Raw genomic sequence first — 23,449 nt, 5'->3', positions numbered from 1 at the left:
ATTGGCTGTCCAATCCCCTTGCGTTAATCTCCGAAATCTCCGGCCCCGCGCGAACGATCACACCGGGCCCGTTTCGAAGGACCGCCATGCCGCTGAGCCATCCCCGCCGTTCGGCGCTGTCCGAGCAGGTCATCGCCGAGCTGCGGAACCAGATCACCTCGGGCGAGTGGCCGGTCGGCTCCCGTATCCCCACCGAGCCGGAGCTGGTCGAGCAGCTCGGCGTCGCCCGCAACACGGTCCGCGAGGCCGTCCGCGCGCTGGCCCACAACGGCCTGCTCGACATCCGCCAGGGCTCGGGCACCTATGTCGTGGCGACCAGCGAGCTCGCGGGCGTCATGCACCGGCGCTTCGCCGACGCCGATCCGCGGCACATCGCCGAGCTGCGCGCCACCCTGGAGTCGAGCGCGGCGAAGCTGGCCGCCGAGCGGCGCACCGAGCGCGATCTGAAGCAGCTCGACGCGCTGCTCGTGCGCCGTGAGGAGGCCTGGGAGTCGGGCGACGCGGAGGCCTTCGTGGCCGCCGACGCGACCTTCCACCTGGCCGTGGTGGCCGCGTCCCACAACGACGTCATGACGGCGATGTACGCGGACCTGGGCGAGGTGCTGCGCGACTGGCTGCGCGAGGACGTCGGCGGGAAGCTGACGCCGGAGACGTACATGGACCACGCGCGGCTCGTCGACGCGATCCGCGCGGGCGACACGGAGGCGGCGGGCGCGGAGGCCGCGGGCTACCCGTTCCAGTGCCGCCCGGGACGGCTCGGCCGGGCGGATCCGGGAGTCCCGCGCGTCACGACCGGCGGCTGAGGGGACCGGGCCCGCGGCGGCCGACGGGCACCGTCACTTCTCGTGGCTGACCCACACCGACCGGACCTCCATCCAGCACCGGCCGGTCAGCCGCACCGTCATGGCGGGGCCCGCCTCGACCGGGTCGCCGTCGGTGTCGAGGTCCCACCAGCGGTCGCACTCGATGTGCAGGGCGACCCGGTCGGTGTCCGGGTACGGGTTGTGGCAGTACGCGGTCACGTGCGAGCCCTCCACCGTGGTGCGGCACTCGGCTCCGAACGGCTGGGGGACAGCGGATCCCGCATGCCCCGCGCGCGCGTGGGGCATCGCGTCGTACGGCAGAACCATGATGAGGGTGACAGCGGCGAACACCGGGGCAAAACGGCGGGACAGGCGCACAAGGGGGACCTCCTCGGCCGTACGGCTGCGGGGCGGTGCGTGGTTCCAGCGTGCGCGGTACGGTGCCCGGGGCGCCCGGCCGACTAGGCCGAACGGGCGACGCCCCGCTCCCCGCGCGCTGCGGGAATCGGGGCGTCGGCCATGTGGGGGAAATCAGGCACCGATGGCGTGCAGTCCGCCGTCGACGTGGATGATCTCGCCGGTGGTCTTCGGGAACCAGTCGCTCAGCAGGGCGACGACACCGCGACCGGCCGGCTCCGGGTCCTTGAGGTCCCACTCCAGGGGCGCCCGGTTGTCCCAGACGGAGGCCAGCTCGCTGAAGCCCGGGATGGACTTGGCGGCCATGGAGCCGATCGGGCCCGCCGAGATCAGGTTGGAGCGCACGTTCTGCTTGCCCAGGTCGCGGGCGAGGTAGCGGTTGACGGCCTCCAGGGCGGCCTTGGCCGGGCCCATCCAGTCGTACTGCGGCCAGGCGTACTGCGCGTCGAAGGTGAGGCCGACGACCGAGCCGCCGTTCTGCATCAGCGGCAGGCAGGCCATGGTCAGCGACTTCAGCGAGAAGGCGGAGACGTGCATGGCGGTGGCGACCGACTCGAACGGGGTGTTGAGGAAGTTGCCGCCGAGAGCGTCCTGCGGGGCGAAGCCGATGGAGTGCACGACGCCGTCGAGCCCTCCGAGCTCCTCACCGACGATGTCGGCGAGACGGGCCAGGTGCTCGTCGTTCGTCACGTCGAGCTCGATGACCTTGGTGGGCTTGGGGAGCTTCTTCGCGATGCGCTCGGTCAGCGTGGGCCGCGGGAACGCGGTCAGGATGATCTCGGCGCCCTGCTCCTGGGCCAGCTTGGCGGTGTGGAAGGCGATGGAGGACTCCATCAGCACACCGGTGATCAGGACGCGCTTGCCCTCGAGGATTCCACTCATGGTGATCAGTGACCCATTCCCAGTCCGCCGTCAACCGGAATGACGGCTCCAGTGATGTACGAGGCGTCGTCCGAGGCGAGGAACCGCACCGTAGCGGCGATCTCCTCGGGCTGCGCGTACCTGCCGAGCGGCACCTGGGCGACGATGCCCGCACGCTGCTCGTCGGTGAGCGCCTTGGTCATGTCGGTGTCGACGAAACCGGGCGCGACGACGTTGAAGGTGATGTTGCGCGAGCCGAGTTCACGGGCGAGCGAGCGCGCGAAGCCGACCAGGGCGGCCTTGGAGGCGGCGTAGTTCGACTGCCCCGCGGAGCCGAGCAGCCCCACGACCGACGAGATGAGGACGACCCGGCCCTTCTTGGCACGGAGCATGCCGCGGTTGGCGCGCTTGACGACCCGGAAGGTGCCCGTGAGGTTGGTGTCGAGGACCGAGGTGAAGTCCTCCTCGGACATCCGCATCAGGAGCTGGTCCTTGGTGACGCCGGCGTTGGCGACCAGGATCTCGACGGGGCCGTGCTCGGCCTCGATCTCCTTGTAGGCCTGCTCCACCTGTTCGCTGTCGGTGATGTCGCACTTGACGGCGAGGCAGCCCAATGCGGTGAGGGCGGCCGGCGGCTCACCCGAACGGTATGTGATCGCGACTTTGTCGCCGGCATCGGCGAACGCGCGGGCGATGGCGAGGCCGATGCCCCGGTTGCCTCCGGTGACGAGAACCGAGCGGCTCAACGGATCACCCTTTCCATAGCAGTCTGAAACCCCTGCAAGACAGGCGCCTTCCTTGGAAATCTATCGGTCCCCTCCGCCTCCCGGAGAATCGGGCACCGACAGTGGCGCGGGGCCGCTCCTGTCGGGTTTCTACAGTCGGCGCCCCTGGTGGCCCGCCTACGAGTCAGTCCGCCATGCCCGGCGCGTAGGCAGCCAGCCCGGCCTCCCGGGCTGCATCGAGCATCCGCTTGTCGTAGGTGATCAGGGAATCAAGAGCCGTACCGATGGCCAGCGCACTCGCCACATGGATGGCGTCGAGGGAGCGCAAGGCGGCCGGAACCCTGGTCGCCAGGTCACGAACCTCCTCGGTGAGGAGGATCTCGGTGACCATGCGGTCCAGATCGGCCAAGGCGTTCGGGAAGGAGCCCACCTTGTCGAGTTGGCGAATCGTCTCCACGACACCCACCGTGCTCGTGGCCATGGGCAAGCCGGGCCGCTGAGCCAGGAAGCTCCGAAGGGCGGGGGCATTGGCGCGACCGGTCAACAGGGTCAGCAGCGCCGAGGAGTCCATGTAGATCACCGGTCGTCGTCCTCCCGCTCCGCAAGGAGGAGCTCCACCGGGTCGGGCGCGTCTGCCGCGAGGTCGTACCGCGGCATGCGGTCGAGATCGGAGGTGGTGGCCGCTTTGAGGCGGATCTTCCCTTGAGCGACCAGGTCGGAGTAACGGGCCACCGGCCCGGAGCCGGGCAGCAGTATGGCGATGACATTGCCGTGGCGGGTCACCTGGACTGCCTCACCCTTTTCCACGCGGGCGAAGACGGCGCTGGGGTTGTACGAGAACTCTCGGACGGAAATGGTACTCATGCCGGACTCCCTCACCGAGGCAGAAGCATTGTGCCTACATCACCTCAACAGTACCCACATCTTCGTTGTCGTTCAGCCGTCCAGCCGCTCCGCCGGGGTGACGAGGGTGGTGTACGGGATGGCACACCACTCACCGCCGGGGTACGGCGACGAGTGGCGCGGGCCGGGCGACGACCGCCTGTCCCGTCACGGGAAACACGGGCGCCGTCGCGCCGATGAGGTCGTCAGGCGCCGACCGCGGAGCGCGCGGTGTCGATGGTCTCCGCGAGTGCCGCGACATCCTCGTTCAGGGCTCTCCAGGGGCGTCCGAGATCGACGACATGCCGCCAGATCCGGAGCCGCCCCTCCCCCACCGGTACCTCCACGACCCCGGGCCTGCCGGAGGCGTACACGAGATGGCCCTCGGCAACGCCCAGCCGCACGCAGTACGCCGTCATCTGGTACAGGTCGTCCCGCTGGGGCTTGATCTTGAACTTGGCGTCGAGGACGACGGCCTGACGGAGCACGCCGTCGTGCGGGGACGGCAGATAGTGCACCAGGTCCGGTTTGAGTACGTGCCGTCGCCCGGCGTCGAGGAAGAAGTTCCGGTCCTGCGGTTCGGGCCTGCCTCCGACGCGCAGTCGCAGGGCCTCGCCGACCGCCCGGGCCAGGTACGCCTCGAAGAGCCGCCACATCGTGACGAGCAGCCCGTCGACGGCGATCTCGCGGCCGTCACCGAGTTCGTACGAGGCGCCGCGCAGCACGAGTTCGGCGAGGGCGAGGGCATGCGCGTAGCGGGCGTTGCGGCGGTTCGGTGTCCAACGGGGTGCGGCGGCTCCGGGGGGCAGGGGACGGACGCCGTCCAGGCGGGCGGTGAGCCGTTGGAGCGAGGAGCGTGCGCCGGGATCGAGGCCGGAGACGCGAAGGAGGCGGCGGGCCGCGGCGAGGAGGAGGCGGTTTTCCGGTATGTCGGGGGTGTGGTCGTCATAGGTGACTTCCAGGGGTACGGGGACGCCGGGTCTGCGGCGGAGCTGGTCGGCGTGGCGGATGCGGCCTCGGACGACGGGCAGGGTGTCGTGCGTCTCCCGGTAGTCGTGCAGGACGCCGTGCAGCAGGGCGCGGTCGGTGGCGGAGGTGAAGGCGTGCGCGAGGGCGGGGAGCAGATCGGGACGCGGCTCGGCAGTGACGGGGCGCGGGTCGAAGGTGACGCGTTCGGGGGCGTACGAGATGAGGTGGAGGAGCCGGTCGACGGGGACCTTGGGGGTGATGGTCAGCTGGAGGGCGCCGTCACCCGACCCGAGTCGTACGGCGCCCACCCGGTCCTTGGCAGACAGTCGCCAGCGGCCGGTGCTCTCGGGGTGCATCCGCACGATGTCCTCGTACGCGGCGAGCGTCGCGGCCTGGGCCGGGGTGAGTACCCAGGAGGACCAGCCGCCGCCTTCCGTGAGCCGAATGCGCAGAGCGGTGTCGCGGCAGTACGCCGGCGGCACGGGTCTGGCGGTCATGAGACTTCGGCGTCCGTGGAGTCGGCCGACGGGGGAAGGATGCCCAGCCGGTCGCGCAGGTTGCCGAGCCCGTAGACCGTGTCGACGTTGGTGTTGTCGCCCCAGTGGTGCTCGGTGAGGAGGGGGATTATCTGGGTCTTCCACAGGCGTTCGAGGGCGCCGTCGCCGCTGTGCGCCAAGTCCTGCATGAAGTAGGAGGGGCCGACGCGGAAGGAGCGGTCGCCGGGGCTGCTCTCGGTGAGGAGACGGTTGATCTCGTCGAGGAGGCGAGCGTACGCGTTGTCGTACGTGCCGTCGTACTCCTCTCCCCGTTCCTTCGCCTTGTCCTGTGCCTGCCGCCGCAGCCAGGAGTCCAGCAGTCCGGACACGGGCGGGGTGTCCGGGTGCAGTTCCATGAAGGAGAAGCGGCGGCGCATGGCGGCGTCCATGTATGCCACCGAGCGGTCGACGGTGTTCATGGTGCCGAGGACGCAGAGGTTGGGCGGGAGGCGGAAGCCACGGCCGTCGTCCGAGCCGTAGAGGAGGTGGACGCGTTCCTTGCGGTATTCCAGGAGGAAGTACAACTCGCCGAAGATCTTGGCGAGATGCCCCCGGTTGATCTCGTCGATGACCAGCACGAAGACCTCGGCGGGGCGGGCTTCGGCCTCGTCGGCGAGTTTACGCAGCGGGCCTCGTACGAGGTCGTAGCCGAGCCCGCCGTCTCCTTCGCCCTGCTTGCTCAGGCGGGGGCGGATGCCTTCGAAGAAGTCCTCGTAGGCATAGGCGGGGTGGAACTGGACGAGACGTACGTTGGTGGCACTGGAGGCGCCTGCCAGGTGCCGGGCGAGGGCGAGGGCAGTGTAGGTCTTCCCGGTGCCGGGCGGGCCGTGGAAGATCAGTTGTGGGCCGGCGCGGAGGAGTTCGACGCAGTCCTGGAGCCAGGTCGTGTCCGACATGTGGAGCTTGGCTGCCAGTTCGTCGGTGGCGTCAGGGAGTCTGGCCGGTCCCTTGGGGGCGGGGGCGGAGGCGGTCCCGGGCGTGCCGCCGATGAGGGCGAGGACCGTCTCCGCGTACTCGGTGGCTTCGAGGACCTGGGAGTCGGCGTCGGCGACCACGTCGGCCAGTCCGGACGGCAGGTCCTTGAGGAAGTCGAGGGGGTGGTCGAGGTTGCGCCACTCCACGCGGCGCTCCAGCCGGTCCTCGGCGAACACGGTGGTGCCGCTCACCTCGCCGACATAGGTGTCGTAGCCGTCGACGCACAACACGATGTCGCGTTCACGCATCCGGGTGAGGAACGCGTGCAGTTCGCGGGCGAGGAGTTCGCGGCGGACGGGCGGGGTGCTGGGGTGCGAGACGTCGACCAGTTCCCGGATGCGCTCGGGGCGCATGCCCGGTTCCGGCAGGGTGGGAAGGCCCGCCCCCAGGGTGATGACTCCGTGCTCGCGCCAGGGACCGCGAATCAGGGGGACGGCGGTGGTGGCGTCGACGCCACGGACGATCCAGAGCTGGCGGGGCGGCTCCTGGCCGGTCCCACCGTCCTCGTCCGGCTGCTTGGCCGCGAGGAGCGCGTCCCACACGGGCAGCCGCCGGTCGGGGAGGGCTCGTACGGTGTCGAGACTGCTGCGACCGTGGTCGAGCACGCCCTCGGCGTCGAGCAGGCCGCGCCAGGCGTCGAGTTCGTGGGGCAGCAGAGGCAGTCCCGCTCCGGCGCTCCCGTCCTCTCCGAGCGCGAGGTACCAACCCGCGGAACGTGTGCCTCGCAGGACTGGTCCGAGGACGCCGGGGTCGACGGTGAACTCCCTGGCCAGGTCTTCCAACGCGACCCAGTTTCCCCCGTCGGGGAGCTGTTCCAGCGCGGTCGCCGCCACGGCGCAGAGCTGCTGCTGGCGTTCCCACTCCCGGTAGCGCTGACGCGCCTGACCATAGAAGTCCACCGGGTCGGGCCATCGACGGAGGGCTTCGTGCCCGATTCCGGTCAACTCCCAGCGTCGCCTGCCCCGGTACAACCATCCCGCCTTGCCGAGGCTGATCGCCGCCCGGTTCACATATCTTCCGAACGGGGTGTTGTTCTCCTGCGGTGACGCGTCCACCGCGCGCTCCCAGTCCGCCTCCAGCCGCGGGTCCGTCTCAAGGACGCGGGGCCAGAGTTCCTTGAACTCCAGACCGTCCTGGAGCGCCTCCCGCTCCAGGACCGTGGCGGCAGTGTGCAGTGCACGGGCGACGACGGTGTTGATGCTGGGCACGGCGTCCATTCTTCGCAGCGTACGGGTATGGGCGTCGTCGCCTGCTACGAGTGCGGGAGCGGGCGACTCCTGTTCAGTCGAGGCCGACCGGTGTCATCGGGGTGACAGGGGTGTCGTCGGGGCCATTGGTCTGGACGAGGAGAAGGTCGCCGACCGTGGCGTCGCGACCTAGGCCCAGAGCAGAGACGGGGACCGCGCCGGGGGCCTCGGCCGTGCCGATGGGTTGGAGTCGGAGCTCACCCTCCGCGCCTTGGAAAGCCAGGACCGCCCAGACCTCGTCGTGGCCGATACGGGAGACGACGCTGCCGAGCCGGTCGGTCAGAACCGCACAGACGACCGTGAACCGCTGCTGCTCCAACCGCGGAAACGCCGAGATCTGCTGGAGCACACCAGGCAGGGCGAGAGTCCCCTCCAGCAGCCGCTGGACGGTCTCGCGGTCCGGGTCTCGGCCGTCACCTGTCTCGGCCGGGGCAAAGTGCACCAGGGGCAGGCCGTCATCGAGTGTGCGCTGCCACTTGGGCAGCAGGAAGTCGATGGCCAAGGCCTCGTCGCGGGTCGGTGTGTGCACCCCGTCGCCCTCGCCGAACTGGGCGAGCCAGGCGTTGACGTCCCCCCAGCGCCATACCGGGGAACGGCCTGCCATGCCTTCCGGGTCCGGGAACGGTAGCTTGTCCTGCCGCCGCTCGCCGTTCACCCACTGCTGGACGTTCTGCCGGCTACGCTCGGCGCGCTCGGCGATGTCGGAGACGCCGACGAGATCCGGGTCGGTACGCAGCAGGCGCAGGGCGGGCAGCGCCTTCCGTAGCCGCACGACAATGCGGTGCGCGGCAACGATCGCATCGTCACCACTCTCGGAGACGTCAAGAAAGTGCCGGTGACGATGGCGGCTCAGCAGACCATCAAAGATGTCGTGGACGATGCCGACCGCCGCATCGTCGTCCACACTGATGCCATCCACGACGAAGTGGAACTCGTACTCCATCACGCCCCAGCCCCCCATACACGCGCCTGTTCGTTCTTCCTGGTTCCTGTGTTCCAGCGCCTTTCGCTCCAGGGAACGCCCCCTGGAGCAAGCCTCGCCGAGTTCGACGGTGTTGTCAATCGCCAACACCGCCGCGCAGGGCCGCGCGCGGGTCGTCTGGCGGCAACGGGCACCACTTCGCCTTGCGCCGGATCCGGCGGGCCTCCTGACTGGGGTTCTTGGGAGTGCCACCTACACGGATCACCGTGCAGTGGTCGGGGCACGGGCAGTACAGCGTGCCCCAGTGAGCCTCTGACCTGAGAACCCACCCATCGGCGACGAGCCGCTTGAGGACCTCCTTGATCTCCTTGCTCGGATGGTCCGCCGCAGCGACCTCGCGTCCGACCACATGCGCCTCCAGAAGCCGTCGCCCGTCGAAGAGTTGACCGTCAACCCCACGAGGTCGATAAGCCTACCCGGCACCACTGACAATCAGCCAAACCCATAACTCACCGATCAGAGCGGGACATTGCGGAAGATGATCGTCAACTTCGCACGAACGGGACGCGGCAGCAGACCTGCTTGCCGACCGGCGTCGGGGCCACGCCCCAACCTGGGGCGAGCAGGTCGAGGAGTGGTAGCCCCCGCCCGGACTCCGCGTCCGGGTCGTCGAGCCGTACGCCGCCGCGCCGGGGTCGAGTGTCGCGGCACGGATCATGGAGGCAGACCCACACGGCGTCCGGGGCGCCTGCCCTGATCCCAGGCGGCGGCTCCACCTCCACCTCTGCGACCAGAGGGGCGAAGTCGCCGCAGGCGCGGACCGCGTTGCCGTACAGCTCGGAGAGGACGAGCTGCACGGTATGCGCGAGGTCGGCGTTCACGCCCGCGTCGAGCAGGGTCTTCTCGGTGAGCCCCCGGACGCCTCGGAGGTTGCGCGGGGTGGCGGAGAGATGGAGGACGAAGCCGGCGGGGGTGGGGGTGGGGTACCAGCCGAGCGTGGGGGGCATGGGGCGGCTCCTTTGCGCAGGCGCCGTGGCGCGGCAGCCAATTGCCGCACGACTACGGCAACTTGACCTCAGAGTGATGGACCGCGCGCAAATATTGCAACCTTGTCACCCGAATTGCATAACCGATGCTTTGTTCCCATCGACGTGCAATATGAGTCGGTGCCATGCTGGCGCCATGCCAAACGCACGCCCTGTCCCCACCGTCCGTCGCCGTCGCCTCGGTGAGGCCCTGCGCCGGTACCGGAACGAGGTCGGCATGAGCCTCGACACCGCCGCGGGGACGATGGGCTGGATCGGCCCGAAGCTCTCGCGCATCGAGACCGCCAACGGATACATCCGGCCGAGTGAGGTAGCTCCGCTCCTCAAGGCCTACGGGGTGGTGGACGGGGAGATCGTCTCGGCACTGGAGGGGCTGGCCAAGGACGCCAGGAAACAAGGCTGGTGGCAGACATACAGCGGCATCGTCTCGCCCACCTATGCGGACTACATCTCGCTGGAATCCGACGCCGAGAGTGTCCACGAGTTCGCCCCTCTCCTGGTCCCAGGCCTCCTGCAAACCGCCGCGTACGCGCGCGAGACCATCGCCGCCAACGCCATCACCCGTACGCCTGAGGAGGTTGCCGCCCTCACGGAAGTCCGCCAAGCCCGCCAGGCGGTGCTCACCCGCACCGAGCGCTCCCTGAAAGTGTGGGCGGTCATTCACGAAGCCGTCCTGCATCAGCGCTTCGCCGTACGCCCCACCACCATGCGAGACCAGCTACGACGCCTGTTGGACGTCTCCGAGATGCCCAATGTGACGCTTCAGGTCATGCCACTCGACGCCACTCCTCATCCGGGAAGTGTGGGCGGCTTCAGCCTCGTCGGCTTCCCTGGCCCCATGCCAGATGTCGTCCTGCTGGAGAATCTCATCGGATCGTCTTACGTTGAAGGCGTCAACGAAGTGCACACCTTCGCCGATGCCTTCGAACGCATCGTCGCCGCTGCCCTGCCGACTGACGATTCGTTGGCCTTGATCGCCCGGATGGAAGAGAGACAACGCAAGTGAACGACGAGCGCAAGGCGGAGCTGTACGCCTACGACCTCTCCACAGCAGCCTGGCGGAAGGCGTCCGCCAGCGGAGGCGAGGGCAACTGCGTCGAAGTCGCCGACCTCCCCGGTGGCGGCAAAGCCGTGCGCGACTCCAAGCGTCCCGAGGCCCAGCCCCTGCGGTACACCGCATCCGAGTGGGCCGCGTTCCGGACCGGTGTGATAGCCGGGGAACTCTGAGAGACAGCACGGAACGGGCGGGCACGGGAGCCGTTCCCGTGCCCGCCCGTTCGCGTACCACTACTGCTTCTCGTCCTCGTCGAACATGCCCAGCATGTCGAGTTGCACGTCGACGCCCTCGACCTCGTCCAGGCCGAAGAGGCCGCCGCCCAGCTGGTCGGGGGCGGACTTGCCGCGCCGCTTCTTCTTGACCGGAGCCAGCGGGCGCTGTGCACGGCTACCGACCTGGGCGACCCGGGTCAGCGGGCTCGCGCCGGGGGCGTGACGCGGGCCCTGCGCGGGGGGTGGGGTGAGGGAGTCGTGCGTGAAGGGACGGCCCTCGGCCATCGCCTCGTACACCCGGACGATCTCCTTGTTGTTCTCCTCGAAGAGGTCCGGCTGCTTGTTCTTGAACGCCCGGAAACTGTCCAGGACGAGGTCCACGTCCGCGCGCTCGATGCCGTAGAGGTGGAAAAACGCAGCGTCGAGTTCGGCGCGGATGAGGAAGCGGCGTTCCGCGTCCCAGACGAAGGGCGGGCCGTCGTCGCCAAGGTATTTGGCCCAGGAAGCCATCTCATAGGACGTGTAGGTGAGTTCGAGGACTCGGGGGCGGATCCAGTCTGCGATAGGAGCGCCTTGGGACCAGGGGGCGGAAAAGTCGTACACCTGTGGGCGCAGCACAGGTAGCTGTTCGAGGATGAAGTACGACAGTGACACCCCCGCATGCTTGTTACGCGCGGCGAAGTCCAGCACTCTGCTGCTCAGATTGGCCAGGAGGAGCCAGGCCGACTCGGTCTGAGGAAGGATCAGCGGCAGCTTGTCGCCCGCCGCGCTCCGGGGCACAGGTGCAACGATCAGGGTTCGCTCATCCGCCGATCGACAGACATTACGGCGGCCGAGCATCCAACCATGCGGCCAAGAATGGTGATTCTGGCCAAACTCCGTTGCCAAGCGCTCCTCTACCAGGCTTTCGGCAACCCAGTGTCGAGGCATAGGCAGTTTGCGCGGATCCCTGTGCGCTGAGGTATCAAACTGCGGCAGCGTACCTTTATTTACCTGAGCTTGCGTTGCACCTTCATATGTTGCGAACCGGCTATCGAAGTGATGGACAAACTTCCCCTCGTAAAGCGGAAGGTATCGTTCGTTATCTAGCTCGTAAACGGTTCCGTTCTGGCTAGCGCCAGCAGCTGCAAGCTTCTCGGCGCTACAGAAGAGCTTGGACGCATTAGCCATGTCGAACATGCGCAGGGGGTTGATTCCCCAAGGGTTCGACAAGGTATTACCTTGCTTGTCACGGCTCCACAAGATTGGTACTCGCATCAGCCCCTCCAACAAACGCAAGTGCTCCGGGCTCTCACAAATCGGCGCCGTCCCCGTGTTCGGGTTGATTCGCGCGAACCCCTCCTCACCCAGCGTGAACTCTCGCGCGTCCAGCTGATCCGGGCGCCGCGCCCGGAACGCAAGCCGGACGACCTCGTGGTGCTCAGCGAGGTCGCGGCCAGCCATCGTGAACAGGCAGAACGCCACCCGGTTGGTGACTGCCGGAAACAGCTTCTCCTCGTTCTCCATGTCCAGCACCGCCACCATCTGACGCTGCTTGACCAGATCCACGAAGAACGGCCCCGTCGTCTTGTCCGTAGCGATCCCTGTAGGCAGCACCAGCCCTGCCATGCCCTCCGGGCCGATCAGCTGCCGTGCCTTCTCCGCGAAGACCGCGTACGTGTTCACGTCGCCAAAGCCGGTCTTCGGGAACAGGCCCGACTTCCGGTACATGATGACCTGCCCTTTGGACTCCCGCTGGTCGAACTGGTACTCCACGTACAGGCGGCGGTCGCCCTCGTTCGGGCGGCCCTCCTCGTCCACACTGTGGGCGAGGTCCTCGATCATCCGGTCGCGGATGCTGGCTGTGTCGGCCGCCGCGATGCGCTCGTCGCGGGCGGCGAACCACTCCTTCTTCTGGATTTTCACGCGCTCCCACGGCGGATTGCCGAGCACCGCGTCGAAACCGCCCTGCCAGCCGGTGTCCGGGTTGGCGTCAAGGGCGTCCGTGTCCTCCACGCGGAAGACGCGCGGGAACTCCAGATGCCAGTGGAAGAACTGGTTACGGCGGACGATGTCGGCGAGCATCAGCTCGGCGGCTTCGTCCTCCAGCGGCTTGTCCCCCGCCGTCTCCACGTCACGCAGCACCTTGGTCGTGATGGCCGTGGAGACACCTTTCTGCTTGGGCCACAGGAAGGCCGCGCACCACACGTCGGCAACCCGCTTCATCTGGCGCAGCTCGGGCCGCCGCTCGAACTCCCTGTGCAGGCGGGCGTGATGGCGTACCTCGGCGAGGCTGTGATCCGCCACCTTGGCGATCTTCTCGGCCTGCACCCGCACGGTGGCGGTGCTGGTGCGGCCGACCCGCTCGCCGAACGGCAGCTCTTCCTCGCCCCGCCTCTCCTTCTCGTTCTGCTGGCGCAGCGAGGTGACGACGGACTGATCGTCGCCCTCCAACTTCTCGAACGCCCCGTCCGGGATGCCCTTCTCCAACGCGGCCGGGGTGGCTCCCAGCAGAGCGTTGCCGGTCTTGATGCGGTCGTCCAGGTAGGCGAGGGGCTCGCCAGGGGTGAGGGACTCCAGCCAGAGCGAGACCTTGGCGAGTTCGGCGGCGAGGGGGTTGATGTCGACGCCGTGCACACAGTGACGTACGACCTTGGCCATCGCCTCACGGACCAGTTCGGGGGCGGGCTGGGTCTCCTCGTGGATCATGCGCGCGTACCGGTGCGCGATGCGCCGGGCCGCGGCGACCAGGACGTGGCCCGAACCACAGGACGGGTCGACGAAGTTGATCTTCAGCAGGTGGTCCGGGACGCCTGAGGCGGCGTAGCGCTCTATGACCGGGTTCAGCGCGTTGTCGAGGAGTTTCTCGATCAGGACGACGGGTGTGTAGTACGAGCCCGTCAGTTTGCGCTTGTTGCCCGCGACGAGGTCCTTGAGTTCGAAGAGCTCGTTCTCCGGCTCACGGACCGGGACGAGTTCCAGGAGGGACTCGTAGACGCTGCCCAACTCCTCCGCGCCCAGGTGGCGGTAGTCGACGCGGGTGGTGCGGCCCTTGTCCTTGGTGCGGGAGAGCAGGCGTACGGCCTCCAACAGACGCTCGTTGGGGAGCTTCGCCGCGCGCAGCGGTTCGGCGCCGCCCGGCAGGCGCGTGCGTGCGGTGTCCTGGCCGGTCGCGTCCGGCTCCGGCAGGAAGTAGAGGCCACCGAGCGCGGGCAGCGCGAGCGTCGGCTCGCCGCCGTCACGGCCGAGGGCGTTGAGGACGCGTACGATCCCCTGCCACAGGTCGGTGTGGTGGTCGCCCTTCCGGCGGGAGGCGATGCGGCGCAGGCGGGTGGTGGAGAAGTAGAGCGCGTAACGGTCACGCGCGTCTTCATTGGCCTTCACCTGGGCCCTGGTGGCCCTGGGGCCGGGGCGCTCCAGCAGCGCGTCGCGGTCCTCGGCGACGAAGAGGAAGATCAACTGGTAGGCAAGGCGCAGCAGTTCGTGGTGGAAGTCGTCGAGGGCGCGGCGGCCGCCGTCGGTGATCGCGTCGGCGAGGTCGCGGTTGTTCTGGAGGAAGCCGGTGCCGAGGATGGACAGGGCCTTGGCGACCTGGTCGCGCAGCAGGTTACGGGAGCGGATACCGGTCTCGACGGCATGGTCGCGCCACCACTCCAGGCGGCAGTCCGCTGGGGTGAGCGGGGACTCGTCCGGGGCGCTGCCCTCGGCGCCGTCCTCGTCCTCCCCTTCCTCGTCCTCGGTGGCGGCGGCGCCCCGGCGCTTCTTCTCCGGCTTGGGGAGCAGCTCCAGGCGGGAGGCGTGCAGCAGCGCGTACAGGAGGAGGAAGTCGGAGAAGTCGCCGCCGCCGAAGATCGCTTCGAGGTCGAACTCGACGTAGGCGGAGCCGACGAGCGCGGTCGAGTCACGCAGCAGACGCAGCACCCGGCCGTTGGAGAGGATGCCCCACAGGTGGTCCGGCGAGGCGTTGAGCAGCTCCTGCATCATCGACTGGGGGACCCGGGTGCTGCCGCCCGACCAGCGGTCGAGGGGGGTCTTCCAGCCGAGGAGGTGGACGGGGACATGGTCTTGCCACTGGTGGCTGACCTTGTACGGGTCGCGGTGGCCGGGGACGGTGATGCCGCCGCGGCGGGCGGCGAGGCGGCCGTAGCCCAGCTCCTCCAGGAGGGTCAGAAGCCATACACGGGTCGCTTTGGTGGGGTCGACCTGATCGCCGAGTTCCTTCAGCTCCTCCTGGAGGGAGGTGTACGCGGCGCGCAGGGCGTTCCATTTGCGGCTGGCCGCGTCCTCCAGGCGTACGCCGCGTCCCAGTCCGTAGCTCGCGGGGCCGCTGCCCGGCAGTTCCGGGTCACCGGAGCGGATCTTGCCGAGGAGGTCTGCGGAGAGCAGGGCTCCCTCGACGCGTACGGCGGCGGAGGCGGGGAGGCGGTCGAGGGTGGGGGCGGTCACCGGTCTCCTCCGGGGGCGGTCTGCTGGGAGGCCGAGACGGTCTGCCGCGCGGCCGGGGCGTTCAAGTACACGTACACGCCGAGCAGGTCCGGATCGCCGGACTGCTCGACATCGATCCGGCGGACGGCGGCGGCGCCGCGCTCGCGGCCGCGCTGTCCGGCGGCCTCCCGGACTCGCTGGTGGGCGTCGCGCAGCTGGTCGGCGAGAAGCCGTCCGCGGGCGGCCAGGTGGTCGCGTACCTCGTCGTCGCCCAGTTCGGCCGCGGCGCGGCCGGCCTGCTGGTCGCGCAGGGCCGGCAGGGTGTTGAGGTCGGGTGTGGCGGTGAGCAGGGCGGCGGTCTCCTCGTCGGGCAGCCAGACGCGACTGCCGTCGTCGGCGGTGCGCCAGGCGAGGACCTGGGCGTCGTCGGCGACGAGGACGCGCGGTTCGTCGGCCGCCGTACGCCGGGGCAGGGTCAGGCGGAAGCGGTAGCGGGCCAGCAGCAGGACGGTACGGCGGTCCACGGCGGCGGTGCGGATCACGCCGAGGCGGCGGGCCGGGCGCTCCTCGGGCGGCAGACTGGTGTCCACGGCCGAGTCCAGGAGGTAGCGGGCCAGGGCGCGCACGGCGGGATCCGTACGGAACAGGGCGTGCTCGCCGCGGGCGACCGGAAGGTCCTCGCGGAAGACGAGGTCCCGGGGGGCGGACCTGGAGCGTCCCTTGGCCGTTGTCTTGGAGGCTCCGCCGGGCGCCACCGCCTGGTCGGCGTCCTCGTAGAAGCCGAGGGCGTGCTTGACGCCGGTGGGCAGCGGGCCGACCGGGGCCTTGAATCCAGGGGCGCGGGTGTCGCCGATCGGGTGGGCACCCAGTTGGGACAGGGCTTCTCGGGTGAAGGAGGCGATGTCACCCGGATCACCCAACGCCTGCCGCAGCGCGTCGAGTTCCGCCTCGACCTCCTCAGGACGCAGGCCGGAATGGGCGAACTTGGTGAGCACCTTCGACTCGCGTTCGGCGGCCGACTCCCACTCCTTGTGCAGGGCCTCGCGGGCGCGGCCGAAGTCGGGATCGGTGTCGAAGTCGAGGGTCAGCTGGCCTTCGGGCTGCTTCCCGCGCAGCAGCAGTGCGCTGGCGAGGGCTTCGAGGACTCCCCGGCCCTGGTCGGGCACGAGGACGGCCACGCCGGTCTGGTCGGCGATGTCCTTGTGCTTCTGGATGAGGACCTTCAGGACAAGGCCGTCGATACCGGTGTCCGTGTCGTAGACGGTGATCTCGCGGACGCGGCGTCGCGGCTGGCCGAAGCGGTCGACGCGGCCGGCGCGCTGGAGATGGCGGGTCGGGTTCCAGGACAGGTCGTAGTGGATGACGGCGCCGAAGTGCTCCTGGAGGTTGACGCCCTCGGAGAGGCAGTCGGTGGCGACCAGGACGTGCCGTCCGCGCCTGGCGGTCAGCTCGTCGATACGGGCCTGCCGTGCGTCGGGGTGGAGGGTGCCGGTGACGGCCTCCACGCTGGCGCTGCGGCCCAGTTCCTCCTTGAGGTGGTGGGCGACGTACTCGGCGGTCGGGATGTAGTGGCAGAAGACGATCGGGTCGTAGCCGTCGACCAGTTGTCGCTTGACCCGGTCGATGAGAGTGCGCAGTTTGGCGTCGTGCTCGGGGCCGGTGAGGGTGTCCGCCCGGTCGGCGAAGTCGGTCAGCGCCTCGCCCGCACCGGCCGCGTTCCGGGACTCCCCGGGCTCGTGGAGGAGGGAGCCGGGGATCACGTCCATGCCGTCGGCGGTCTCGTCGTCGGAGAGTTCGAAGGCGGCGGCCCGGCCCAGCTTCTCGGCCTCGGCCTTCGTACGGGTGGCGGCGATCAGGGAGCGGGCGCGCAGTGTCGCGGCGGCCGCCGCGGGTGAGGACAGGACGCAGCGCAGGAGAGTGAGAGCGGTCCACCAGGACATGCGCTGCTGGTGATCGCCGCCCGGGCCGCGCACCTGGTGGCGGGTGTGGGCGAGTATGTCGGCGACGAAGCGGGCGTAGCCGGCGTCGAGCCGGTAGATGGCGTCCTGGGTGTCCCGGTCCTCGGGAAAGGGCGTGTCCTGCCCGATGTACCGCTTGATGTCGTGGCGGCGGCGCTGCACGAAGTGGCGGGCCAGCCGGTCACGGTCGGCGGAGCGAGTGGTGTCCAGGGTGCGCAGTGACGGGTCGAGGAGGCCGGTGAGCTTGGCGAACGCCTGAGGATCGCCGCTGTGCGGGGTGGCGGTGACCAGGACGAGGTGGCGGTCGCGCTCGGTGCGGTCGGCGAGCTTCGACAGCAGCTCGTACCGTTTCTGCGGCTCGTCTCCGTTGCTGGTCCCGACGCAGGTGTGCGCCTCGTCGACGATCAGCAGGTCGGGGCAGTGACGACTGAAGGCGTCGCGGCGCTCGTCCTGCTTGATGAAGTCGGTGGAGACGACGGTGATCGGATAGTGCTCGAAGATCGACCGGTTGGGGTCGTCGATCGCCTTCTGGAGTCGGGCAGCGGTGGACGGCAGTACCAGCTCGGCCTCCATCCCGAACTTGTCGTGCAGTTCACGCTGCCACTGCTCGGCGAGCGAGGGCGCGCACAGGACGGTCATGTTGCGGGCGGAGCCCTGCTCGATGAGTTCCTTGGCGATCAGCCCGGATTCGATGGTCTTGCCGATACCGACGTCGTCGCCGATGAGGAGGCGTACGGGGTCCATGCGCAGCGCCATCATCAGCGGCACCAGCTGGTACTGGCGGGGCTGCACCGCGACGGAGGCCAGGGAGCGGAAGGGACCCGCGCCCGCCGTGGAAGCGACACGCAGGGCGGTGCGCAGCAGCGAGGCGGAGGCGAAGTCACCGGCTTCGCCGGGCACGGCCACGGGGTGGCCGAATCCCGGTTCGCGGACCTCCTCCGGGAAGAACGCGGCGACGAACTCGCGGTCGCCGTCGAGGGGTTGGGCGAGAACCAGGTCCTCGGTGGTGCCGGGCAGGACGACCCAGTCGCGGTCACGTGCGTGGACGAGAGTGCCGGGTGCGCGGCCGGTGGCGGTGGTCATCGCGAGCCTCCCGCCTGGTCGCGGCCGATGCCGAAGACGTCCGGGTATGCGCGCACGGTGTCCTTCCAGTCGGGTTCGGCTCCGGCCCTGATGACCAGCCAGCCGTCGTCCATCATGCGGTTCTCGTCCTGCTCGGTGAGCCGGTGGGCGCCGTCGTGCTCCAGGAACACGGCGACGTCGGCGCCGGGGAGGCGGTAGACCACGTCTCCCACAGGGGTGGCCGTCTCGTCGGGGAGGCGGTGGCCGCCGTCGGAGAGAAGGCGAAGGAACGCCTCCACGGGGGTGTCCCGCGCGGGCCGGTCCCGGGCCTGAAGCGCTCGGGCAGGCGGCGCCTCGACCTTCGTACGGGACTCGTCTCCCGTACGGGAACGGGCGAGCGCGACCAGCCAGGGTGCGGCGCGGTGGCGGTCGATCTGGCGGTGAAAGCCCTGGTTGGAATACGACAACAGGCAGTCGTAGCAGCCGAGTTCGCAGCGCTCGACCGCACCCTCCGCCCGGTCGAGGTCCTTGCCCTGTTCGTCGTAGTGGATGATGCGCAGGGCTTCCTTCGCCACCTCCGCGAGGGCGTCCTCGTCGTCGTACAGCCGCCGCAGCACGCCCGCACCACCCTCGGCGCTCTCCACGAGGAGGGTCCGGCCGCGCCGCTCGGCGTCGGGGAGGTTCTCGCTCTCCAGCTCGGAGTCCTCCAGCTGGAAGTGCGCCTCGATACCGCGCTCCAGCGCGTAGCGCAGGGAGACGGCGGTGATGTCGTCCACCGGTTCGGACAGCCGCAGCACGGCGATGTTCTTGGTGTCCTGGACGTAGGGGATGACCTGGAGGGTGCGCTGTGCCTTGTCGAAGGAGGCCAGGGACTCCTCCTCCACCGACTGCTCCTCCAGGCGGGACGCCCTGCTCTCCGACAGCCACTTGCCGCTCACCGGGTCCAGCCAGAAGCCGTGGCCGCCGCGGTCCTTGCCGTCCCGCTTCCGGTAACCGAGGTTGAGGACCCGGACCCCGGCCGAGTCCCCGTACGAGACCTCGGCGAGCGGTGCGCCGTCCGCGCCGTGCACCCGGGCCTCGTATGCACCGCCGGGGGCGTACCGGTAGACGGTCCGCAGGTGGAAGCCGCGCTTGAGGCGCTCCTCCTCGTCGGAGGAGATACGGCGGCGCGGCTCTGCGTGCACCTGGGTGAGCTGCATCAGCTTCGGCAGGGTGCGGTGCAACGGGACGTCGCAGTTCTCGCAGCGGTCGGCTCCCTCAGCCCGGTCGTGCCAGTAGCCGCAGGCCTCGCAGAGTCGTATGTCGCTGGTGGCGACCTGCCCCGGCCGGTCGCCCATCGGGACGGTCACACGGTCGATGGTGTAGCGGTTGCCCTCGTGGTAGATCAGCGCGCCGGGCCCGAACTCGCCGACCGCGATGAAGCGGGGGCGCTGGATGTACGCGCCGTTGCGCTGACCGTACTTCCCCGCCGAGCGCTCTCCCGGAACGTACGCGGCGAGCGGCAGGCGAGGGAAGGAGTAGCCAGGCAGGAAGCCCTCGGAGGCGAAGTAGCGGTAGGTGTAGAAGTCGCTGTACGACTCGCTGTCGGACTCGTTGCGCAGCAGCTTCAGCTGGTTCTCGGCCTCCGCGCGCCGGCCGGCCGCACGGTCGCGGTCCCGGCGGCTGAGGGAGAGGTCGTTGGCGCGGCGGTGCTGCTGCTCGACCTCGGTGCGGGCGGTGCGGTAGAGGCGGCGCCAGCGCTCGCACGACGCGTCGAGGCTGCCCTGCGCCTGGCGCACGGTGCGCTCGATCCAGCCGTCGTACCACCAGGAGGACGCGGACAGCTCGTCGTGGAGGGGGGCGAGGACGTCGGTGGCGCGGCGGACGGCGCGCAGCCGGGCGGGCTCGCTGTCCAGGGAGCCCCGGACGGTCGGCAGGAGCTCCAGCGGCCAGCTCCGGTCCCCGCCCGAGGCCTCGGCGTCCACGACGTCGGTGAGGCGGCTGCCCAGATGGACGCCTGTCTCCGCCAGCCAGAGGGCGTGGACGTGGGAGCGGATCAGCTCCTCGTTGGCGAGGTCGAGGCGCGGCGGGGTCACGCTGCCGGAGACCATGAGGCCGGGGCGCCGGAAGTAGTACTGGTCGTGGGGCGAACCGGTCGAGCAGTAGGTGGTGACCAGGGCGGGCTGGCCGCTGCGGCCCGCGCGTCCGGAGCGCTGGGCGTAGTTGGCGGGGGTCGGTGGGACGTTGCGCATACCGACCGCGTTCAGGGCGGCGATGTCGACGCCCAGCTCCATCGTCGGAGAGCAGTAGAGGATCTCCAGGTCGCCGTCGCGGAAGGCCTTCTCGCGGACGAGACGGGTCGGGGCGTCGACCTGTGCGGTGTGCTCGTGCGCCCTGATCCCGGTGAGCCCTCGCGCCCCGGCACGATAAAGGTCACGAAAGTAGGGGTTGACCTGCAGTTCCGCGTCCGCGTCGGTCACCTTGCGCACCGGGTCGGGCTCGGGACGGGTGCCGTCCCCGGGCAGCCAGCGCAACGCGGAGGCGCGCAGTTGGTGGGCGAATGAGCCGTCGCGCTCTTCCTGGACGACGGCCAGCAGACCGCATTCACGCAGCACACGCATCAGATCGCGGATGACCGCGTCGGCGTCCGCGACCGGGATGCGCTTGCCGGTCCGGCCGGGCAGGGCCGCGAACTGGCCGATGCGGCGCAGATAGCGGCCGTACGCGCCGAGACCGCTGAGGTGCACGGTGTCCGCGGCCGTGCCGGTCTGCCCTCGCCCCGGATAGGCGAGGCGGGAGCGCACGCGCGGCTCGCGCGTGGACAACGCCCACGGGTTGACAAGGTGGGCCTCACTGACGCTGCCGAGCCGGTCGAAACCCTCCTGGGTGAGAGGCTCCACCTCCACCGCGAGAGCGCGCCGCAGCTCGTCGAGGAGGTCGCGGGCCAGTTGCTCGCGATGGGCGGGTGTGTCACCGGTCAGCAGGGGATGACAGCCCTCCCAGCACTCGGGATCGGCGGCGATCTCCGCGAGATCGGTGTACTCGAAACGCAGCAGACCGGTCTGGGACAGGTTGGGCATGGTGACACGCCAGCCGCGCTCCAGGTCGGCGTACACACGGTAGGAGAGCAGATCACGCAGGGCGGAGTGGGCGAGGTCCCGTTGGTGGAACTTGGCGCCCGGCACCCTCGCGTACGCCTCCATGGGCAGGCCCAGCGCGTCGAACACGGCTTGCGGGAGGCGGTCGTGGGTGAGGCCCTGCTCCCCCGCTGCCTCCAGTGCGCGGTACAGGGCGCCACGGACCTGGGTGACGAGGGCGAAGTCGTTGAAGTGTCCGGCCTGGAGGCTGGCGTCCTGCCGGTTGTCGACGAAGGTGAGGAGCTTGCGCGCGTTCTTCTTCAGCTCCGGCTGGGCGCGCAGGGAGCGCACCACGCGGGAGCTGATCAGCGAGACCGCGGAGCTGCGGCCCTCTGCGGAGAAAGTGCCCAGCTTGGCGAGGTCCTTGAGGCGAAGCTGCTCGTAAGAGGTACGGCAGTGCAGGCAGAACCGGAACGGGGCGGCGACCCACCAGGCCCGAAGGCCCGTGCCGGGCTCGGTGGTACGGCCGTCGGGGCCGAGCCACATCTCCTGGGGCACGTCGTCGGCGCGGGCCTTCAGAACCGACGACGTGCCGTCGTCGTCCGTCTCGACCCAGCTGCCCGGCAGACGGCGGAAAACCGCGTCCTCATCGTGCTCGTCCGGCCAGGGCCTGTCATCGCTGACGTAAAGGAAACCGTCGCCGTCGGTGGCCGGCGCGTCGGGGTCCTGACGGGCCTCGAAGAGCTCGCCGTCCTGCTCGGTGGGGCGGCTGACCACCAGGTACTCCTTGCCGCAGTCGCGACAGAAGTGGAGCGGGACGAGCGGCTTGTCCGGGTGGTCGGGAACCCTGGTCTGGTACTGGCTGGTGAGGTGGCGACTGCCGGGCGGTTCGAAGCTGACGTAAACCGTGTCGCCCTTGGAGAGGAACTGGTGCAGGCGGAAGGCGAAGAGGGGCCTGCCCCGCTCCGGGTGTCTCGCCTGCGCACCGGCGCGAAGCATCTCCCTGATGGCACGGCGGCAGACGTCGGCCGGCTCCAGGCTGGCCTCGACCAGCAGGTCGGCCGCCTGCGGGATGGTGAGGGGGGCCTGGCGGACAAGGCGCCCGGTGCCCGTCTCAGCGGCGAGCCCAACGGTGTCCTCGACCCAGACGGCCAGCGGGTCGCGGCGCAGCGTGTCGTAGTCGGTGGAGAGAACGGCGGGAGTGGCGGCGGCCCGGCGCACCGCATCGCAGAGAGACCCGCGGGGATGGACTCCGGGCGCGGCGTCGGAGCCGGGGTCCGTGGACCGCTCCAGAGTCTCGCCGATGACGCGGTCGGGGCGGATCTCCGTACCGAAGAGGCGGGTGGCGACCTGGGAGATCTCCCTCTGGGCCTCGGCAAAGGTGTCCGCCGTAGCCATCGTGGCCGAGGTGCCGATGCACTGGAGGTCCGGAGCCTCGCAGGCGTCACGCAGCCGACGGACCAGGAGAGCGACGTCGGCTCCCTGCCGGCCCCGATAGGTGTGCAGCTCGTCGAGAGCAAGGAAGCGCAGGCCACGGGCCGCGCCGATCAGCTCCCGCCGCTCGTCGGGACGGGTGAGGAGGTACTCCAGCATCACGTAGTTGGTGAGCAGGATGTCCGGCTTGTTCTTCAGGACCTGGAGCTTTCGCGCACTGTCCTCCTGCCCGGTGTAGCGGGCGAAGGTCACCTTGCGGCGCTCCTCGGGGACGCCCCATTGGAGATAGCGCTCCAGTTCGTGCACCTGGCTGTTGGCGAGCGCGTTCATGGGGTAGACGACGATCGCCGAGATGCCGTCCGGATTCGGGTTGCGGAGTACGTGGTCGACGATCGGCACTATGTACGTGAGGCTCTTACCGGAGCCGGTGCCGGTCGTCAGAACGTACGAGTCACGGCCGGCGGCTGCCGCGATGGCCTCGCGCTGGTGCTGATGAAGGGAGAGCGTGCGGGCTCCCGGGTCGTCCTCATGTTCCTTGTGCCGGAAGTAGTCCCGGCACAAGGGGTGCAGAAGATCGTCGTCGCACAACTGGGCCACAGTGCCACCGCCGCGGAAACTGGGGTTCAACGCCAGCTTGGGGTCGGGCCAGCGGGTCTTGCGCCGCCTCTCCTCTGCGAGGTGCGCTTCGATCTCCGGATCCCGCACAGCGACGAGTGAGCTGGTGAACGCCTCGTACTCGGCGACGAGGTCGTGATGGACTCCGAAGACGTCCACGGTTGGTCGGGCCCCCTTGAATCCGCTTGCTCATACATCACGCCCCGTGGCCTGACCACTCGGCCGACCCGCTTGCCGCGAGGCCACCGACGCAGGTGAACCAGCCTAC

Annotated in this window: 15 protein-coding genes; 3 read left to right on the top strand and 12 right to left on the bottom strand. The window is 69.5% G+C overall.

Annotated elements, in window-relative coordinates; genetic code table 11:
* Positions 1–86: 86 nt before the first annotated feature.
* Positions 87–803, top strand: coding sequence for a FadR/GntR family transcriptional regulator (locus tag RV986_RS39965; RefSeq protein WP_475922059.1), 717 nt, complete (start codon positions 87–89; stop codon positions 801–803).
* A 33-nt stretch (positions 804–836) separates the two neighbouring features.
* Here the strand turns inward: RV986_RS39965 and RV986_RS39960 are convergent, their stop codons facing one another.
* The 9 genes from RV986_RS39960 to RV986_RS39920 all read right to left on the bottom strand — a co-directional run bounded on the left by RV986_RS39960 (position 837) and on the right by RV986_RS39920 (position 9,344).
* Entirely contained in the window at positions 837–1,181 is a 345-nt protein-coding gene (locus RV986_RS39960) for a hypothetical protein (protein WP_475922058.1), read from the bottom strand.
* Between the two features lie 153 nt (positions 1,182–1,334).
* Positions 1,335–2,102, bottom strand: a complete 768-nt coding sequence (gene fabI, locus RV986_RS39955; RefSeq protein WP_475922057.1) for an enoyl-ACP reductase FabI — start codon at positions 2,100–2,102, stop codon at positions 1,335–1,337.
* A gap of 5 nt (positions 2,103–2,107) precedes the next feature.
* Positions 2,108–2,827, bottom strand: coding sequence for a 3-oxoacyl-[acyl-carrier-protein] reductase (gene fabG / locus RV986_RS39950; RefSeq protein ID WP_475922056.1), 720 nt, complete (start codon positions 2,825–2,827; stop codon positions 2,108–2,110).
* A gap of 163 nt (positions 2,828–2,990) precedes the next feature.
* Positions 2,991–3,377, bottom strand: coding sequence for a PIN domain-containing protein (locus RV986_RS39945; RefSeq protein ID WP_475924605.1), 387 nt, complete (start codon positions 3,375–3,377; stop codon positions 2,991–2,993).
* A 5-nt stretch (positions 3,378–3,382) separates the two neighbouring features.
* Positions 3,383–3,670 carry a type II toxin-antitoxin system Phd/YefM family antitoxin gene (locus RV986_RS39940; protein ID WP_475922055.1) on the bottom strand — a complete coding sequence of 96 codons (288 nt, stop codon included), beginning with the start codon at positions 3,668–3,670 and terminating at the stop codon, positions 3,383–3,385.
* A gap of 224 nt (positions 3,671–3,894) precedes the next feature.
* Positions 3,895–5,154 (bottom strand): McrC family protein, encoded by a 1,260-nt coding sequence (locus tag RV986_RS39935; protein ID WP_475922054.1) that lies wholly within the window; start codon positions 5,152–5,154, stop codon positions 3,895–3,897.
* Positions 5,151–7,385, bottom strand: a complete 2,235-nt coding sequence (locus RV986_RS39930) for an McrB family protein (protein ID WP_475922053.1) — start codon at positions 7,383–7,385, stop codon at positions 5,151–5,153. Before RV986_RS39930 ends, RV986_RS39935 begins: the two co-directional genes overlap by 4 nt.
* Positions 7,386–7,449: 64 nt before the next feature.
* A complete protein-coding gene (locus tag RV986_RS39925; RefSeq protein WP_475924604.1) occupies positions 7,450–8,358 on the bottom strand; it encodes a helix-turn-helix transcriptional regulator in 909 nt (302 codons plus the stop codon).
* Positions 8,359–8,882: 524 nt separating this feature from the next.
* Positions 8,883–9,344: an ATP-binding protein gene (locus RV986_RS39920; RefSeq protein ID WP_475922052.1), complete on the bottom strand. Its 462-nt coding sequence runs from the start codon at positions 9,342–9,344 to the stop codon at positions 8,883–8,885.
* A gap of 175 nt (positions 9,345–9,519) precedes the next feature.
* On the opposite strand from RV986_RS39920, the gene RV986_RS39915 reads away from it, so the two are divergent.
* Both RV986_RS39915 and RV986_RS39910 read left to right on the top strand, forming a co-directional pair.
* Positions 9,520–10,389 carry a helix-turn-helix domain-containing protein gene (locus tag RV986_RS39915; protein WP_475924603.1) on the top strand — a complete coding sequence of 290 codons (870 nt, stop codon included), beginning with the start codon at positions 9,520–9,522 and terminating at the stop codon, positions 10,387–10,389.
* Complete coding sequence (locus tag RV986_RS39910; RefSeq protein WP_475922051.1) at positions 10,386–10,610, top strand: DUF397 domain-containing protein; 225 nt, start codon at positions 10,386–10,388, stop codon at positions 10,608–10,610. Before RV986_RS39915 ends, RV986_RS39910 begins: the two co-directional genes overlap by 4 nt.
* Positions 10,611–10,670: 60 nt before the next feature.
* Here RV986_RS39910 and RV986_RS39905 read toward each other — a convergent pair whose 3' ends face one another.
* Genes RV986_RS39905 through RV986_RS39895 form a run of 3 tightly spaced genes read right to left on the bottom strand, consistent with a single transcriptional unit; the run spans position 10,671 to position 23,340 of the window.
* A complete protein-coding gene (locus RV986_RS39905; RefSeq protein ID WP_475922050.1) occupies positions 10,671–15,077 on the bottom strand; it encodes an Eco57I restriction-modification methylase domain-containing protein in 4,407 nt (1,468 codons plus the stop codon).
* Complete coding sequence (locus RV986_RS39900; protein WP_475922049.1) at positions 15,074–18,097, bottom strand: helicase-related protein; 3,024 nt, start codon at positions 18,095–18,097, stop codon at positions 15,074–15,076. The genes RV986_RS39905 and RV986_RS39900 overlap by 4 nt, the downstream gene beginning before the upstream one ends.
* Positions 18,094–23,340 carry a DEAD/DEAH box helicase gene (locus tag RV986_RS39895; RefSeq protein WP_475922048.1) on the bottom strand — a complete coding sequence of 1,749 codons (5,247 nt, stop codon included), beginning with the start codon at positions 23,338–23,340 and terminating at the stop codon, positions 18,094–18,096. Before RV986_RS39895 ends, RV986_RS39900 begins: the two co-directional genes overlap by 4 nt.
* Positions 23,341–23,449 lie beyond the last annotated feature (109 nt).

Source organism: Streptomyces sp. RLA012, from assembly GCF_056270325.1.
The sequence above is the reverse complement of the archived record's forward strand: the minus strand, read 5'-3'. Positions and strand labels throughout refer to the sequence as shown.

Excerpts from the sequence above, each read along its gene's own strand:
- RV986_RS39920 (WP_475922052.1), bottom strand. The coding sequence starts at position 9,344 with ATGCCCCCCACGCTCGGCTGGTACCCCACCCCCACCCCCGCCGGCTTC.
- RV986_RS39965 (WP_475922059.1), top strand. The coding sequence starts at position 87 with ATGCCGCTGAGCCATCCCCGCCGTTCGGCGCTGTCCGAGCAGGTCATC.
- RV986_RS39925 (WP_475924604.1), bottom strand. The coding sequence starts at position 8,358 with ATGGAGTACGAGTTCCACTTCGTCGTGGATGGCATCAGTGTGGACGAC.
- RV986_RS39935 (WP_475922054.1), bottom strand. The coding sequence starts at position 5,154 with ATGACCGCCAGACCCGTGCCGCCGGCGTACTGCCGCGACACCGCTCTG.
- RV986_RS39940 (WP_475922055.1), bottom strand. The coding sequence starts at position 3,670 with ATGAGTACCATTTCCGTCCGAGAGTTCTCGTACAACCCCAGCGCCGTC.
- fabI (WP_475922057.1), bottom strand. The coding sequence starts at position 2,102 with ATGAGTGGAATCCTCGAGGGCAAGCGCGTCCTGATCACCGGTGTGCTG.
- RV986_RS39900 (WP_475922049.1), bottom strand. The coding sequence starts at position 18,097 with ATGACCACCGCCACCGGCCGCGCACCCGGCACTCTCGTCCACGCACGT.
- RV986_RS39915 (WP_475924603.1), top strand. The coding sequence starts at position 9,520 with ATGCCAAACGCACGCCCTGTCCCCACCGTCCGTCGCCGTCGCCTCGGT.
- RV986_RS39930 (WP_475922053.1), bottom strand. The coding sequence starts at position 7,385 with ATGGACGCCGTGCCCAGCATCAACACCGTCGTCGCCCGTGCACTGCAC.
- RV986_RS39945 (WP_475924605.1), bottom strand. The coding sequence starts at position 3,377 with ATGGACTCCTCGGCGCTGCTGACCCTGTTGACCGGTCGCGCCAATGCC.